The sequence below is a fragment of the Roseibium sp. TrichSKD4 genome, assembly GCF_000148725.1.
Classification (GTDB): Bacteria; Pseudomonadota; Alphaproteobacteria; order Rhizobiales; family Stappiaceae; genus Roseibium.
On the sequence record NZ_GL476300.1, the window covers coordinates 169113 to 184236 of the forward strand.

Below are 15124 nucleotides of genomic sequence, written 5' to 3' on the forward strand. Positions count from 1 at the left end.
CGGAGCCGGATCAGCTTTTCAGATTTATCATCCGTTCTACGGCGGTCCGCGCCTTTTCTGCAATAGCCGGATCAACAATTACTTCTTCTTTCATTTCGAGAAGAGAATCAAGGATCTTGGCCAGCGTAATCCGTTTCATGTGCGGACACAGATTGCAGGGGCGAATGAAGTTCACATCCGGGGTTTCGCTGGCGACATTATCTGCCATCGAACATTCGGTGATCATCATCACCTTCTCGGGACGCTTCGTCTTCACCCAATCAATCATGTGGGCTGTCGAGCCTGCAAAATCAGCTTCCGCGACGACCTCCGGCGGGCATTCCGGGTGCGCGATGATTTTCACATCCGGCTCGATTTCGCGATAATCCCGCAGCTCCTCCGCTGTAAAGCGTTCATGGACCTCGCAGGCACCATCCCAGATCAGAACTTCCACATCGGTCTTGTTGCCAACATTGGCCGCCAGATACTTGTCTGGGATCAGGAACACCTTGTCGACGCCGAAGCTCTCAACAACCTGCAGGGCGTTTGATGATGTGCAGCAGATGTCACACTCAGCCTTCACATCTGCAGATGTGTTCACATAAGTGATGATCGGAATGCCCGGATTGCGCTCGCGCAACCCGCGCACATCTGCGCCGGTGATGGATTCGGCAAGTGAACAGCCTGCCTTCATGTCAGGGATCAGAACCGTCTTTTCCGGGCTCAGGATCTTCGAGGTTTCCGCCATAAAGTGAACGCCGCACTGGACGATGACATCGGCATCGGTGCGCGTTGCCTCAATGGCAAGCTGCAAACTGTCGCCAACAATATCTGCAACACCATGATAGATTTCCGGCGTCATGTAGTTATGCGCCAGAATGACAGCATTGCGTTCTTTTTTCAGCCGGTTGATCGTATGAACCATCGGGGCCAGAACAGCCCATTCAATTTCAGGAATGAAATGCTTCACCTTCTCATAGACATGCGCAGTCGCTTCGCGCACCTCAGGCGTGAAGGATAGATCCGGGCGCGCAAGAGGCGCATATCGACCAGTCAGGCCGGTTTCGGCATCCGGATTAAAACGGCGTTCGGCAGCGTCTTGCGTCAGGGTCATCGTGACCTCCCTGAAATCCAACGGATATTCTTTTGCTCAGTTTGAGCATATTACAGGAAAAAGAAAACGGGCTATACGCCCATATCTTTTGCTCGTCGTGAGTTTATATAAGTGTGGCGACCGCATAAATCCAGCCGAAATTGATAAAAAACACATCCTGAGAGCAAGCTCTTTTGTTTTCATAGGTTTATAAATTAGCTGGCAGCCCAAAATCCGATAGGTTCGAGTGGGGTGACTTCCGACATTGATCACAAACCGTGATGCATTGATCAGCAAAAATCGCTTTTCGCAATGAAATTCGCCACATACTCTACGGTCAAATTCCGTTGGAGAGACTTTCAATGACCAAAACTCAGGCCCTGCCTCGACCGAACGTGCCTCTGGTGATTATTTGCGGCTGCTTGATCGCCCTGCTCTCCTTCGGACCACGATCTGCCATGGGCTTTTTCTTCCAGCCCATGACAGAGGCTCGCGACTGGAGCCGCGAACTCTTTGCGCTGGCAATTGCCATTCAAAATCTGGTTTGGGGGGCCGGACAACCCTTTGCCGGCATGATGGCAGACCGATATGGAACCTGGAAGACCATGACACTTGGTGCCGTTCTTTACGCGCTCGGCCTTTATCTGATGGTGGATGCCGAGACACCGGTTGCGCTGCATGTATCTGCGGGCATTCTCATCGGTCTGGGCATTGCCTTTTCCTCCTTTTCGCTCGTGATTGCAGCTTTCGGGCGTGTGGTCACGCCGGAGCAACGATCTCTTGCCTTCGGGATCGGCACAGCGTCCGGGTCCATGGGGCAGTTCTTGTTCGCACCTATGGGCACATCCCTTATCGCCAATTTTGGTTGGCAAGATACGTTGATCGTGTTTTCCGGGATGATGTTGCTTATTCCGTTTCTTGCCATTGCCCTGAAAGGAAAGCCGGATACATCCTCTGCTTCACCAGCGGTTGCCAACCAGAACATGACGGCTGCCATCGCTGAAGCCTTTGGCACGCGAGGCTATCTCCTTCTGACCTTTGGCTTTTTTGTCTGCGGCTTCCATGTGGCCTTCATCACGGTTCACCTGCCACCCTACATTGCCGACCTTGGGCTTGACCCGACATGGGGCGCGACGGCGATCGCCTTGATCGGCCTATTCAATATCGCTGGCTCACTGGCATCGGGTTATATTGGCGGCAAATATTCCAAGCCGATCTTCCTGTCGCTGATTTATCTCGCCCGTGCCATTGTCATCACGATCTTCATTCTCGTGCCTATCACACCGCTGACGGTTCTGGTCTTCTCAGCCATGATGGGCCTGCTGTGGCTGTCAACGGTGCCGCCTACATCTGGTCTCGTCGCGGTGATGTTCGGCCCGCGTTACATGGCGACGCTGTTCGGCTTCGTCTTCTTCTCCCACCAGGTTGGTTCCTTCCTCGGCGTCTGGCTGGGCGGCAAGCTCTATGATGAAACCGGATCTTATGACGCAATCTGGTGGGTCGGCATCGCCCTCGGCCTCTTCGCGGCCGTCGTTCACTGGCCTATCAAAGAACAACCGGTTCCAAGGCTGGCAGAAGCTACGGAGTGATAGCGGCTAGGACAAGCGCTCCGAGGTGGATTGAAAGACCATTGCCAACATTTCCACATTGATCCGATCAGCCATCAAGGCTTTTACGAACACGGCAAAGAACTGATCTTCAGGCTCATTGAGCCTGAAGCCATTCAATTCCAGGAACACAAGGGCAGACATAAATGCCAGCCGCTTGTTTCCATCTACAAGCGCATGAGCCTTGCCCAGACTGTAAACATAGTCAGCCGCCAGCCGAAACAGATTGCGCTCGCTGTTGTAGTGATACCGGTTGCAGGCTCTTTCAAGCGCACCACCAAGACTATGCGGACGCACCACCTGTACACGGTGATCGGGGTAGAGTTCAGCCAACGCCCCAACGATCGCTTCCGCGTCTTCGGCGGATAGCCAAACGGGCTCACTAGGCAGGATCATTCACCAAGGGATTTCATCGTCGCGGCAAAGCGCTTGTTATTGTCAACAACCATGTCTTTAATCGCCCGACGGAAAGAAGGTTTGCTGTCGGGCGAAACGGCGGCAGGTGTATCACTGACTGAGTTTTCAGCCTCCTTGGTACCTTCCGCTTGCTTTCCTGCAGTTGTTTCCATTTTCCAGTTCCCAATGAGCCAACTCGGTGCACTCCTCTCCACCTGACCGCAATAAAGGTTCAAGCATACGCAGCCCCGAGCTTTGAGCAGCATGATAACTCAATTTGCCAGACCAACCAAACCGAGAGGCGAAAACGCCCTATCCAGCGACCTTCGAGAAATCGGCGACGACATGGGTTGCATCGCGGATTTCTGCGAGGAGCTGGAGGCGGTTCTTGCGAAGCGCCGGATCGTCAGCGTTCACAAGAATGTCCTCAAAGAACTTGTCGACAGGTGCGCGAAGCTTTGACAAGGCTGCCATGGCCTCTTCGAAGTCTTCATTGGCCACCGCATTTTCAGCAGCTGCGCGGGCTGTATCGATGGCCGCTGCCAGATCAATCTCAGCCTGCTCTTGGAGAAGATCAGCATGTGGGCGGCCCTCGACCGGCGCGCCGTCCTTCTTTTCCTCGGCCCGCAGAATGTTGACCGCACGCTTATAACCGGCTGCCAGATTGGCCCCATCGTAAGACGATACGAATGCGCCCAGCGCTTCCACGCGTTTGACCACCATCAGAAGATCATCCTGCCCGCCAAGCGCAAACACGGCATCAATCAAGTCGTGCCGTGCTCCCTCGTCCTTCAGATGGACCTTCAGGCGGTCTGCGAAGAAAGAGAGGAGATCCGTGACCAATTCCTCAGCAGCTTCATTATTTAGGTCAGGCTTGATCTTATAAAGGCTTGCCTTGAGTTGCTGGGCCAAAGGCAAACGAAGTTTGTTTTCCAGCACAATGCGGATCACGCCCAATGCGGCGCGGCGGAGGGCGAATGGATCCTTGGAACCCGTCGGTTTTTCGTCAATCGCCCAGAAGCCGGCCAGAAGATCAAGCTTGTCGGCAAGGGCAACGGCAACAGCAACCGGATCGGTCGGCACACTGTCACTTGGGCCTTGCGGGCGGTAGTGATCCTCAATGGCGATGGCGACGCTTTCGTCCTCACCCTGCTTGGACGCATAGGTGCGGCCCATCAGGCCCTGCAGTTCCGGGAATTCATAGACCATCTGAGAAACAAGGTCAGCCTTTGCGAGACGTGCGGCACGAACGGCCTTATCCTTGTCGGCACCGACGATCGGGGCAAGTTCTGAAGCCAAGGCTTCAAGACGCTTAACGCGCTCGCCCTGCGTTCCAAGCTTTTCATGGAACACGATACTGTCGAGCTTCGGCAAGTTGTCTGCCAGTTGGGTTTTCAGATCCGTTTCCCAGAAGAACCAGGCATCGGACAAACGCGCGCGAATGACCTTTTCATTGCCCGCCACAATCAACTTGCCATCATCGGGCGACGTGATGTTGGAAACGAGAATAAACTTCTTTGCAAGCTTGCCGGTTTTCGGGTCCTTCATAACGAAGCACTTTTGATTGACCCGAATGGTCAGGCGCGTGCATTCGTCAGGAATTTCCAAGAACTTTTCGTCAAAACTTCCAGTCAGGACGACCGGCCATTCCACCAGCCCTGCAACTTCTTCCAACAGGCCCAGATCCTCAACAAGTTCAAGTCCCAGAGCCAGTGCCCGATCCTTGGCGTCGTTCAGGATGATGTCTTTCCGCCGGTCCGCATCCAGCACCACCTTGTGCTTTTCCAACTGAGCCGCGTAATCGTCCATTCGGCGCACCGTCAGAACCTCATCGCCGAGGAAACGGTGGCCGCGCGTGGTGTTGCCAGATGTTATGCCATCAACCTCAAACTCAATGATCTCCGGCTCTTCGGTTTCCGGACCAAAGGTTGCGATGATGGAATGAAGCGGGCGCACCCAACGCATGGAGCCGGAGCCCCATTTCATGGATTTCGGCCATGGGAAATTGCGCACGATGCCGGGCATGAACCCGGCAATAATGTCTTTAGCGTCCCGGCCCGGCTTTTCGATCACGGCAACATAGAAGTCACCCTTTTTAGGGTCGGTCTGAACGCTTACCTCATCAATGGAGCTTAAACCAGCACCGCGCAGAAAGCCTTCGACAGCCTTTTCCGGCGCACCGACACGAGGACCTTTCCGCTCTTCGCGTGTTGCGGCTGAACCTGCTGGAACACCTGCGACATGCAACGCCAAACGGCGCGGCGTGAAATAGGCCTTTGCCCCTTCGTAAGGCAAGCCGGCATCCACCAGCGCATTGGTGACGAGAGACTTCAAGTCCTCGGCTGCACGTCGCTGCATGCGGGCCGGGATTTCCTCGCTGAAAAACTCAAGCAGGAGATCAGGCATGGAAAGCTAAAACCTTTTGGCAAGACAGGGCAGACTTGCCCCATTCACATGTTGATCTGTCCGTTAGCAATTCAGGCAGGAAAAGTCACCCCCTGCGCCACATCTGTTACCTTTGAAAGCGAAGCGCGAGACAGCGCCGAGAATAAACTACCGTAACGTCAATAATTACATTCACTTTTGATAAATAGATAGATGACACTCTTCAGAAAAACCCATCCAAGAAACAGAATAATTACAATGAAATTCGTTCACTCGATCGCTTTTACATGGTCAATAATTATTATCGTGTCACTTGTCGGTGGTTATTTCACCGCTCAATTCCACCCTATGGATCTGTTGCTGGAAGAAAAACTCCTCACACATTATCAGGGAGAATTCCTCGTTGGCAGTTTACTTTCTGCATTTATTGTTTTGACCGCGTATGGGTGCTGGTCCATTCCGAAACTTCGACGTGAAGTGAAAAAGCGGAAAAAGGCGCAATCGGCGGCGCTGGAACTTGCCAAGCACGACGCCTTGACCGGATTGCCGAACCGACGAAAGCTCCACGAGGCCTTTCAGCAGCTCGCCAGAACCACAGTAGAGGGCAACTATCGCGCAGTCATGATGCTGGATATTGATGGGTTCAAGCCGATCAATGACGTCTATGGACATGCATTTGGTGATTCAGTTCTGGTGGCGTTGGCAGAACGCCTGACCGGCATGCTGGAAGAAGACGGCTTCGTAGCTCGTCTGGGTGGAGACGAGTTTGCCATTGTCACGGCTGAATATGAACACAAGGATGAAATTGCCAGCTTTGCGCGTCGACTTTTGACCCTGTTCCAAACACCTTTCGACATTGATGGAAAAAGTGTCTCCGTCGGCTGCGGCATAGGCATCGCCATCTTCCCCGATGATGGATACTCCGCAACGGAACTCCTGAGGCGTGGAGATATTGCACTTTACCGAGCGAAATCATCCGGGCGCTCGGCGTACCGGTTTTTTGAGGTGAATATGGACGCCTCGATCCTGCATCGCACATTATTGGAGCAGCGGCTTCGCGCTGCCCTGCGCAGCAATGATATTCAGGTGCACTATCAGCCTATTTTGAACTTGAAAAACGTGCGCATTGTTGGCTTTGAAGCCCTTGCGCGCTGGCACGATGCGGATTTTGGCCAAGTGGCGCCTGCACAGTTCATTCCCTTGGCCGAAGACTGCGGGCTGATTACCGACCTGACATACTCGGTGTTGAGGGAAGCAACGACAATTGCGGCAACCTGGCCCGAACACCTCAGCCTTTCGGTCAACATCTCGGCAAACCTTCTGGCAGATTCCACCCTGCCCTTGAAGATTGTGAAAATCCTCGGAGAAACAGGTTTCTCACCGGAACGCCTTGTCCTTGAAATCACCGAATCCGCCCTGATCAAGAACCCGATCTTCGCAGGACAAACTCTCAGTCAGTTGGCAGATGCCAAAATTCGTATCGCGTTGGATGACTTCGGCACGGGGCACTCAAGCCTCAGTTACATTCGCGATTTTCCGATCCACACGGTGAAGATCGACAAGTCCTTTACGATGAAAATGTCCGAGAACCCGGAATGCAGAGCGATCGTCGATGCTGTTTTGGTGCTGGCAAAGGGCTTGGGTTTCCACACGGTCGCTGAAGGGATTGAGCAGCAAGATGTTCTGGAAAAGCTCAACGCCCTCGGCTACCCGCTCGGGCAAGGCTTCCTGTTTGGAGCTGCAACATCTGCAGAAGCCGTTGAAACCCTGATCAAACAGCACACAGACCCTATTCAACTCGCTGACAAGAGCGAGCTAACCGAGACCCAGCAGAATGCCGGATAATCTGGATTAGGAGACCAACACGCAAGGAGCGCCGGGCAGTCAGGCGCTCTGGTTCTCGTAGCCCACACCACCGGCTTCGGTCTCAAGGAAGGCTGCGCCACACGCTTTGGCAAGTTCGCGTACCCGCAAGATATAGCTTTGACGCTCTGTGACAGAGATCACGCCGCGCGCATCCAGCAGGTTGAAGACATGGCTGGCCTTGATGCATTGGTCATAGGCAGGCAGCACCACCTGATGCACCTTGGCACCCTTTTCTTCGCGCTGCTTTGCGCCCGCTTCCAGAAGGGACCGGCACTCACCTTCCGCATCCTTGAAGTGACGGAACAGCATGTCCGTGTCCGCATGTTCAAAGTTGTGGCGGGAATATTCCTGTTCGGCCTGAAGGAAGACGTCGCCATAGGTGACTTTGTCATCCCCTTCCATGCCGTTGTAATTCAGCTCATAAACGTCATCGACGCCCTGAATATACATCGCAAGGCGCTCAAGGCCGTAGGTCAGCTCTCCGGAGACTGGCGAACATTCAAAGCCGGCAACCTGCTGAAAATAGGTGAACTGAGAGACTTCCATGCCGTCGCACCAGCACTCCCATCCAAGGCCCCACGCGCCAAGGGTCGGGCTTTCCCAGTCATCTTCAACGAAGCGAACATCGTGAAGCTCAGTATCAAGGCCAATCGCCTTGAGGCTGTTCAAATACAGCTCCTGAAGGTTTGGCGGAGATGGCTTCAAGATGGCCTGAAACTGGTAATAATGCTGCAAGCGGTTCGGATTTTCGCCGTAGCGCCCGTCAGTCGGGCGGCGAGACGGCTGCACGTAAGCTGCTTTCCACGGCCGGGGACCAAGCGAGCGCAGCGTTGTTGCCGGGTGAAACGTGCCGGCCCCAACTTCCATGTCATAAGGCTGAAGCACCACACAACCCTGATCTGCCCAAAAGCGTTGCAAGGTCAAGATCAGCCCCTGAAAGGAGTTTTCAGGGCGCATATGAGAAGGAAGAGCGTCGCTCGACATGAATCACGAGGTCCATCGAATGAGATTAAACTTGGGCCGTGAAGCCCACCATGTCGGGACAGGTGCCACGGAGGTGCGGCAAGGTCAAGCTTAGGATCGATTTGCAACCGGTTCCTGCTGCTCAAACCGCGAGCGCGTTTTTGCTACGACAAACTCGAAAGGAGCCTCGTGCGCTTTGCTATGGTGGTTTGGCTGTATTTTGGCCTACCCCTAAGCTACCCTCCTAAAAACCCAAGAATGCACCGACAGCGTATTACCTGATAAGCGAAGTAGATTTTTCTTATAGAAATTTGGTATACATTCTTTCTGTATTTGAATTATATTATAAGAATCATGATATAATTCTTCCATTGAGAAGAATGAAGAAACTTCCGATTGAAATATCAGTTCATTTTTACTATATGTATAAATACTTATCACCACTTGAGTAATTTATTTTAACACCAATACTCATAGCAATGTAATGAAGCGGTATAATAGATGTAAAAATAACTACCGAAAACCCATACATCAAATTAAATCTATAATATAAAAATTCATACCATCCCCCAACTAGTATGAACAACATAAATGGAAATGAAATACGGAAAAATAATGGATCAATTCTAAGTCTATATAATGGAGCACCAAGCATTTCTATTCACTCATAACTCAAAATGAAACATCTTCAATTTCCCAACCATAGACAAGCGCTGCAGATTACTCTTGTAGCAAGTACCTGCTTCTGCCATTTTCAGCGTACCATCAGCTTTACACTCAAACCGCATAATTCCCTCCGAGTGTTGTCAGGCCCATCTTGCGGAAAAGCTTTCCGATTTGGCCGCGTCTTAATTTGTAGGTGTGCTCCGCCGCCCGCTACAACAAACTCGCCAGTAATTTACTTTCAGCTGTCGCCATCGCAACTCCCATCGTGCTCTAGTCAGGATTGAGTCCAAACCCTATTACACCCCTCGTATAACTCTGTATAGCAACCTGCCGAAGGCATAAACAATGGCAAGAACAGTCATCCGAGATGAAACAGGCCCCTCTCCCATCGAGAAAAACACAACCCCAAACAAAATAACCCCTAAAACCAAGAAAAATTCTTGATACTTCCCCAGTTTATACATGTATTTTCATTCGCTTTTAGCCTCTATACATACCACTACCCACGCAGGAATTGCTTCGGTACTCATTTCGACTAGATATGATATTGGTATGCTAGCCATGCGCCCTTGAATAATGAGACTCACAGCCAAACTGCATAATCCCCCGAGCGTTGTCAGGCCAAATTGCGGGCGCTCGTCCGGCTTGATTGCCTCAGCTTCCGATGTGGCAGAAACGACCTTCGCATCCACTTATTTCCGTGGCAGTTGTCTAAAACGGCTCAGACCCGTCGCGCGATGAACGCCCCAATTGGAGCCTTTATGCCTGCGGCCGATAGCGACCGCTGGCTGGATCAAGCACCAGTTTTTCGCCGCGTCCAGACGGGTGAGCATCGGCGGCAGCGCGGGAGAGTTTGGCTTCGACTTCAGCCATTTTGCGCTTCAGCCGCCGGACAACCCAATATCCTCCGACTGCCAGTGCCGCCACGCCAAATAGTTCTGTCATTCTGCCCTCCCGAAATCCCTTTTGTTACAATCCAAAGCGCATCCATAGGGCGCGCTCTTCCACACTGGACACCAGATCATCGGTCATCGACTTATCCATGCCGAACAGAGCCGAAACGCCATTACCGCCGGTTCTGCGGCCAAACAGGCCTTTGGGTGCGGAGATCAGTTTCAACTCGGTCTTTTCGCCGAAACGCGACTTCAGTGTGCTGCGAACATCGCCAAGCGCGTCCACAAGCCCAAGGTCGCGGGCGGTTTTTCCGGCCCAGAACTTGCCGGTAAACAGATCCGGATTGTCGGACAGAACATCCGACCGGCGCGCCTTCACCATGTCGATAAAGGTTTCATGGATTTCCAATTGCAATGACTTCAGGTGCTCAATGTCTTCCGGCTTTTCATCCTGAAACGGGTCCAACGTGACCTTGTTTTCACCAGCGGTATAAACACGGCGCTCGACGCCCAGCTTTTCAATCAGGCCCTTCATTCCAAAACCGGCAGACACGACCCCGATTGACCCCACAATGGAAGAAGGGTCGGCAATAATCTCGTCTCCGGCTACTGCGATCATGTAACCGCCGCTGGCAGCCACATCTTCCACAAAGACCAGAACTTCTTTTTCGTGCTTTTCGGCCAGATCACGAATACGCTTGTAAATCAGCCGCGATTGAACTGGTGAGCCACCCGGAGAGTTGATGACCAGCGCGACCGCCGGGGCCTTTTTCATTGAAAAGGCTTTTTCCAGCTGCTGGGCAACGCCTGCCAGAGACAGCCCCGGACGCAGCGGTGTTGCCATTCCGATTGCCCCTTGCAGACGTACGACCGGTACAGTCTGACCTTCATTGCGGAATTTGGCGGGCAAGAGTTTGCGGAATTTGTCTAGCACGGGCGTTTCATTTCCTTATTGAACAATTGCCTGCTGATATAGGCATGCAAAATCGAATTAAAAGCGGGCTTGATTTTGGGGCCTGCAAAAATCAAGGGTCAGGACCCGTTCATGTCGTCAAGTTTGGCGCGAATGGCAAGAAAGTCCCGCCATGACAGGCGTTTTTCCAACGGGCTGCGGAGCAGATAGGCCGGGTGATAGGTGGCAACACATGGGATTTTTCGACTGCCAGAGTCGTACTCTTTCCACTGCCCCCGCAGGCGGCGAATGCCATCTTTAACGTCAAGCAGGGACTTGGCCGACGCTGCGCCCAGAAAAACCAGTACATCCGGGTTGGCCAAAGTAATCTGCCGCTGAATAAACGGTTTGCAGAGTTCGGTTTCTTGCGGCGTGGGCGTCCGGTTGCCCGGTGGTCTCCATGGCACAACATTGGCAATGTAAGCGCTGGAGCGATCAAGCCCGATGGCTGTCAGCATCCGGTCCAGCAATTGACCCGACCTGCCGACAAAAGGTTTGCCCAGAATATCCTCATCGCGTCCGGGCGCCTCGCCGACAAACATCACCTTGGCGACCGGATTGCCATCCGCGAAAACCAGGTTCTTTGCGGTGAGCCTCAGATTGCAGCCTTCAAATGTTCCCAAAAGTTCGCGCAGCTCGTCGAGGCTTTGCGCGGTCAGGGCCCGCTCTCTTGCAGAATTGATTGCGGCCTGATCCGGGATAACAGCCCCGCCCTGCGGTGCGGCGGGTATGGGGGATGCCGACGCAGGAGGCGTCTGCGGAGGTCGCCCCTGTTGCTGAGCTGCCGGTCCGGCAGATGAAACCGGCTGCTGCCCACGTTGGTTTGGAGGGCTGTTCGGTGTTTGCGTTGCTGGCGACTGAAAATCGGCCAGAGAAACGGGTGGCTTTGCGGGCGCAGCAAAGCGGTCAACGGGTTCTTCTTCCAAAAACCCGTCGACGCCAGATGCCAAATAGAAGTCGATCAGCGCTTCAACCTCGCGCTTAGACAGTGTGTTATTTTCCAAAGCCTTGCCTCCGCCGTCAGTCTAGCGAAGCCCGGCACTGAAACAAGCCTGACATTGCGCTGAAGAGCGCTTGTGGATGAGCCTGTGAAGCAGCCTCGTTATCACATTCCTTTTACGTAAACGTAATTCTTGCGCAAGAAGGCGGCAAGGGTTATCACACTAACCATGTCAAGATGGCCAATGGTTCGCGGGATCTGGATAAAAAATGTCGTATTTCTGCGGACTGTTTTGTGGCAATAGGGGAAACCTGCCGTTGCCGGGCAAGAAATGAGGGAGAACTTGATGGCGGACGAGGACGCATTGGGCGAACGCGAAAGCATGGATGTTGACGTCGTTATCGTTGGCGCAGGACCAGCCGGTCTTTCAGCCGCGATCCGATTGAAACAACTGGCCGATGCGCAAGACCAGGAAATCAGCATCGTTGTGTTGGAGAAAGGCTCCGAAGTTGGCGCCCATATCCTGTCCGGTGCAGTGATCGACCCTGTTGGCCTCGACAAGTTGCTGCCAGAGTGGCGTGAGGAAAGCGACACACCGCTGAAAACCGAAGTCACGGCAGACCATTTCCTGCTGCTTGGCCCTGCAGGCTCCATGCGGTTGCCAAACCTGTTGATGCCAAAACTCATGAACAATCATGGCAACTACATCGTCTCTCTTGGAAACGTCTGCCGTTGGCTGGCTGAAAAAGCCGAAGCGATGGGCATTGAGGTTTTCCCGGGCTTTGCCGCTGCCGAGATCCTTTACGACGATGAGGGTAAGGTTGTTGGCGTTGCGACCGGCGACATGGGCATTGGCCGGGATGGCAAACCAAACGCCATGTTTACCCGCGGAATGGAACTTCGGGCGAAATATACCCTGATCGGGGAAGGTGCGCGTGGGTCTCTTGCCAAGCAACTGATCGAAAAGTTTGACCTCGACCGTGATAGCGATGTGCCGAAATTCGGTATCGGCATCAAGGAGCTTTGGCAGATCGACCCGGCCAAGCACCAACTGGGTCTGGTCCAACACTCCTTTGGTTGGCCGCTCGACGGAAAAACCGGTGGCGGTTCCTTCCTTTATCATCTGGAAGACAATCAAGTGGCTGTCGGATTTGTGATTCACCTGAACTACCAGAACCCATGGCTGTCACCCTTCAACGAGTTCCAGCGCTTCAAGACCCACCCGGCGATCCGCGACACCTTTGAAGGTGGCAAGCGCATTTCCTATGGCGCGCGTGCCATTACCGAAGGCGGGCTTCAGTCTGTCCCCAAGCTGTCCTTCCCCGGCGGCGTCATCATGGGCTGTTCGGCGGGTTTCGTGAACGTTCCGCGCATCAAAGGCTCCCACAATGCCATGCTGTCCGGCATGCTGGCGGCAGAAGAAGTTATGGCAGCGCTAGGACGCGGCGAGGCTCACACAGAGCTTACCAACTTTGACAGTGCGTGGCGGGAAAGCGAAATTGGCAAAGACCTCAAGAAGGTCCGCAACGTCAAACCTCTCTGGTCAAAGTTCGGCACAGTTGCTGGCGTCATGCTGGGCGGCCTCGACATGTGGACCAACGAACTGTTCGGTTTCTCGTTCTTCGGCACCATGAAGCATGGCAAGAGCGATGCCCAATCGCTGAAACCGGCCAAAGACTGCAAGAAGATCGACTACCCGAAACCGGATGGCGTCGTTTCCTTCGACAAGCTGTCTTCGGTGTTCCTGTCGAACACGAACCACGAGGAAGATCAGCCGATCCATCTGAAGGTGACCGACGAAGCGCTGCAAAAATCATCCGAGCACGATATTTATGCAGGGCCTTCCAACCGGTACTGCCCGGCAGGAGTTTATGAGTGGATTGAGGAAGGCGAAGATGCTCCGCGGTTCCAGATCAATTCGCAAAACTGCGTTCACTGCAAAACCTGCGACATCAAAGACCCGAACGGAAACATCACCTGGACTGTTCCGGAAGGCGCTGGCGGACCAAACTACCCAAATATGTAGTTTCCCGACTTTAAATTCTAATGCTTAACACCGCCGCTGCGAGAATTAACTCTCGTGGCGGCGATTGTCATTTTATTGCCATGGACTCATCACACGCAAAACGTAGTATGACCAGAGTTGTATTTGAAAAGGCCCACCATCAAAACGCGATCAAACTATCTCCTTAAGCATCGCATAATGAGGTCCTGAATGTTGAAGAATTGGATTTTGAGCTGCGGCTTGGCATCTGCAGTTGCTGTTGCCGGACTACCGCTGCCTGACGCAGTTTCAATCACACCTTTGAAAATCACAGAAGCCAAAGCAGACAACGGGTCTGCTCGACGCACAGCGCGGAGAACGTCTCGAAGAGTAAATCGCCGTCATGACAACTACTACAATGCGCTGCCGGGCGGCTGTGTTCGTGTGGTGGTGAATGGAATTGCGTACCACCGGTGTGGCACAATCTACTACCAGCCGGTCGTTCGAAACGGAACCAATGTCTATATCATTGTAAATCCATGATGTTTCAGAAGGACAACCATTCAATGAAATCGGTTTTCTTTACAGCTGGCCTGTTGGTCGCAACGCTCTCAATTGCGCCTGCCTCCGCCCAAGGCATGTTGGAGAATTGCAACCAGGACCTCCAGACTTTTTGCGCTGACGTTACTCCCGGAAACGGCCGCTTGGCTGCCTGTCTTTACGCTCACGAGGACAAGGTTAGCGACCAGTGTGTAGGCACTTTCGAGGACTTTGCGTTGCAAATGAGCTGGCTGAACAGTCAGATCGACGAAGCCATCAACATCTGCATCGGTGATATCCATACTCATTGTCAGGACGTGAAACCGGGCGAGGGTCGTCTTTTCATGTGCCTGAACACAAACAAGGAAAAGCTGTCCGGCGAGTGCCAGAACGTGGTCACCAAGTTCGAAGAACGCTTGGCCAACTAGCCGTTGGTCAGACTTCAGAACTTAGAAAAAAGCAGGGCCGGATCCCCCACACTGGTACTGAGACAGGGACCAGACTCCTACGGGAGGCAGCAGTGAGGAATATTGGTCAATGGTCGGAAGACTGAACCAGCCATGCCGCGTGCAGGAAGAATGCCTTATGGGTTGTAAACTGCTTTTATATGGGAAGAATAAGGTGTACGAGTACATTGATGACGGTACCATATGAATAAGCATCGGCTAACTCCGTGCCAGCAGCCGCGGTAATACGGAGGATGCGAGCGTTATTCGGAATCATTGGGTTTAAAGGGTCTGTAGGCGGGCTATTAAGTCAGGGGTGAAAGGTTTCAGCTTAACTGAGAAATTGCCTTTGATACTGGTAGTCTTGAATATCTGTGAAGTTCTTGGAATGTGTAGTGTAGCGGTGAAATGCTT

Annotated in this window: 12 protein-coding genes, 1 pseudogene and 1 other annotated feature (1 of these 14 running past the window's edge); of the genes and pseudogenes, 5 read left to right on the forward strand and 8 right to left on the reverse strand. The window is 53.0% G+C overall.

The features are described from left to right. Positions 1 to 10: 10 nt before the first annotated feature. Positions 11 to 1093 (reverse strand): quinolinate synthase NadA, encoded by a 1083-nt coding sequence (gene nadA / locus TRICHSKD4_RS00800; RefSeq protein ID WP_009758793.1) that lies wholly within the window; start codon positions 1091 to 1093, stop codon positions 11 to 13. A gap of 341 nt (positions 1094 to 1434) precedes the next feature. Between nadA and TRICHSKD4_RS00805 the strand changes: the two genes are divergently transcribed. Continuing rightward, complete coding sequence (locus TRICHSKD4_RS00805) at positions 1435 to 2661, forward strand: MFS transporter (RefSeq protein WP_009758794.1); 1227 nt, start codon at positions 1435 to 1437, stop codon at positions 2659 to 2661. Positions 2662 to 2667: 6 nt separating this feature from the next. Here TRICHSKD4_RS00805 and TRICHSKD4_RS00810 read toward each other — a convergent pair whose 3' ends face one another. The 3 genes from TRICHSKD4_RS00810 to glyS form a co-directional block, all read right to left on the reverse strand. After that, positions 2668 to 3075, reverse strand: a complete 408-nt coding sequence (locus TRICHSKD4_RS00810; protein WP_009758795.1) for a type II toxin-antitoxin system death-on-curing family toxin — start codon at positions 3073 to 3075, stop codon at positions 2668 to 2670. Further along, the gene (locus TRICHSKD4_RS30505) at positions 3072 to 3248 is read right to left on the reverse strand and encodes a hypothetical protein (protein ID WP_009758796.1); all 177 of its coding nucleotides are present in this window, start codon (positions 3246 to 3248) and stop codon (positions 3072 to 3074) included. Before TRICHSKD4_RS30505 ends, TRICHSKD4_RS00810 begins: the two co-directional genes overlap by 4 nt. 139 nt (positions 3249 to 3387) lie before the next feature. After that, on the reverse strand, positions 3388 to 5481 hold the full coding sequence (gene glyS, locus TRICHSKD4_RS00815; protein ID WP_009758797.1) for a glycine--tRNA ligase subunit beta: 2094 nt from the start codon (positions 5479 to 5481) through the stop codon (positions 3388 to 3390). 237 nt (positions 5482 to 5718) lie between these two features. On the opposite strand from glyS, the gene TRICHSKD4_RS00820 reads away from it, so the two are divergent. After that, positions 5719 to 7305, forward strand: coding sequence for a bifunctional diguanylate cyclase/phosphodiesterase (locus TRICHSKD4_RS00820; RefSeq protein WP_168156960.1), 1587 nt, complete (start codon positions 5719 to 5721; stop codon positions 7303 to 7305). A gap of 39 nt (positions 7306 to 7344) precedes the next feature. Here TRICHSKD4_RS00820 and TRICHSKD4_RS00825 read toward each other — a convergent pair whose 3' ends face one another. The 4 genes from TRICHSKD4_RS00825 to TRICHSKD4_RS00845 form a co-directional block, all read right to left on the reverse strand. Beyond that, a complete protein-coding gene (locus TRICHSKD4_RS00825; RefSeq protein ID WP_040615821.1) occupies positions 7345 to 8310 on the reverse strand; it encodes a glycine--tRNA ligase subunit alpha in 966 nt (321 codons plus the stop codon). Between the two features lie 1404 nt (positions 8311 to 9714). Further along, positions 9715 to 9900, reverse strand: coding sequence for a hypothetical protein (locus TRICHSKD4_RS00835; RefSeq protein WP_009758801.1), 186 nt, complete (start codon positions 9898 to 9900; stop codon positions 9715 to 9717). Between the two features lie 24 nt (positions 9901 to 9924). Beyond that, positions 9925 to 10782, reverse strand: coding sequence for a S49 family peptidase (locus TRICHSKD4_RS00840; protein WP_009758802.1), 858 nt, complete (start codon positions 10780 to 10782; stop codon positions 9925 to 9927). Positions 10783 to 10880: 98 nt separating this feature from the next. After that, a complete protein-coding gene (locus tag TRICHSKD4_RS00845; protein WP_009758803.1) occupies positions 10881 to 11804 on the reverse strand; it encodes a uracil-DNA glycosylase family protein in 924 nt (307 codons plus the stop codon). 282 nt (positions 11805 to 12086) lie between these two features. On the opposite strand from TRICHSKD4_RS00845, the gene TRICHSKD4_RS00850 reads away from it, so the two are divergent. From TRICHSKD4_RS00850 to TRICHSKD4_RS32130, 3 genes and pseudogenes are all read left to right on the forward strand, one after another. Then, entirely contained in the window at positions 12087 to 13766 is a 1680-nt protein-coding gene (locus TRICHSKD4_RS00850) for an electron transfer flavoprotein-ubiquinone oxidoreductase (protein WP_009758804.1), read from the forward strand. Positions 13767 to 13955: 189 nt separating this feature from the next. Next, positions 13956 to 14267 (forward strand): DUF6515 family protein, encoded by a 312-nt coding sequence (locus TRICHSKD4_RS00855; RefSeq protein WP_009758805.1) that lies wholly within the window; start codon positions 13956 to 13958, stop codon positions 14265 to 14267. A gap of 95 nt (positions 14268 to 14362) precedes the next feature. Further along, positions 14363 to 14590: pseudogene (locus TRICHSKD4_RS32130) on the forward strand (cysteine rich repeat-containing protein); the annotation flags it as partial. A gap of 11 nt (positions 14591 to 14601) precedes the next feature. Continuing rightward, positions 14602 to 15124: a sequence feature (16S ribosomal RNA rRNA prediction is too short), on the forward strand (it continues 144 nt past the right edge of the window).

Excerpts from the sequence above, each read along its gene's own strand:
- nadA (WP_009758793.1), bottom strand. The coding sequence starts at position 1,093 with ATGACCCTGACGCAAGACGCTGCCGAACGCCGTTTTAATCCGGATGCC.
- TRICHSKD4_RS00805 (WP_009758794.1), top strand. The coding sequence starts at position 1,435 with ATGACCAAAACTCAGGCCCTGCCTCGACCGAACGTGCCTCTGGTGATT.
- TRICHSKD4_RS00810 (WP_009758795.1), bottom strand. The coding sequence starts at position 3,075 with ATGATCCTGCCTAGTGAGCCCGTTTGGCTATCCGCCGAAGACGCGGAA.
- TRICHSKD4_RS30505 (WP_009758796.1), bottom strand. The coding sequence starts at position 3,248 with ATGGAAACAACTGCAGGAAAGCAAGCGGAAGGTACCAAGGAGGCTGAA.
- glyS (WP_009758797.1), bottom strand. The coding sequence starts at position 5,481 with ATGCCTGATCTCCTGCTTGAGTTTTTCAGCGAGGAAATCCCGGCCCGC.
- TRICHSKD4_RS00820 (WP_168156960.1), top strand. The coding sequence starts at position 5,719 with ATGAAATTCGTTCACTCGATCGCTTTTACATGGTCAATAATTATTATC.
- TRICHSKD4_RS00825 (WP_040615821.1), bottom strand. The coding sequence starts at position 8,310 with ATGTCGAGCGACGCTCTTCCTTCTCATATGCGCCCTGAAAACTCCTTT.
- TRICHSKD4_RS00835 (WP_009758801.1), bottom strand. The coding sequence starts at position 9,900 with ATGACAGAACTATTTGGCGTGGCGGCACTGGCAGTCGGAGGATATTGG.
- TRICHSKD4_RS00850 (WP_009758804.1), top strand. The coding sequence starts at position 12,087 with ATGGCGGACGAGGACGCATTGGGCGAACGCGAAAGCATGGATGTTGAC.
- TRICHSKD4_RS00855 (WP_009758805.1), top strand. The coding sequence starts at position 13,956 with ATGTTGAAGAATTGGATTTTGAGCTGCGGCTTGGCATCTGCAGTTGCT.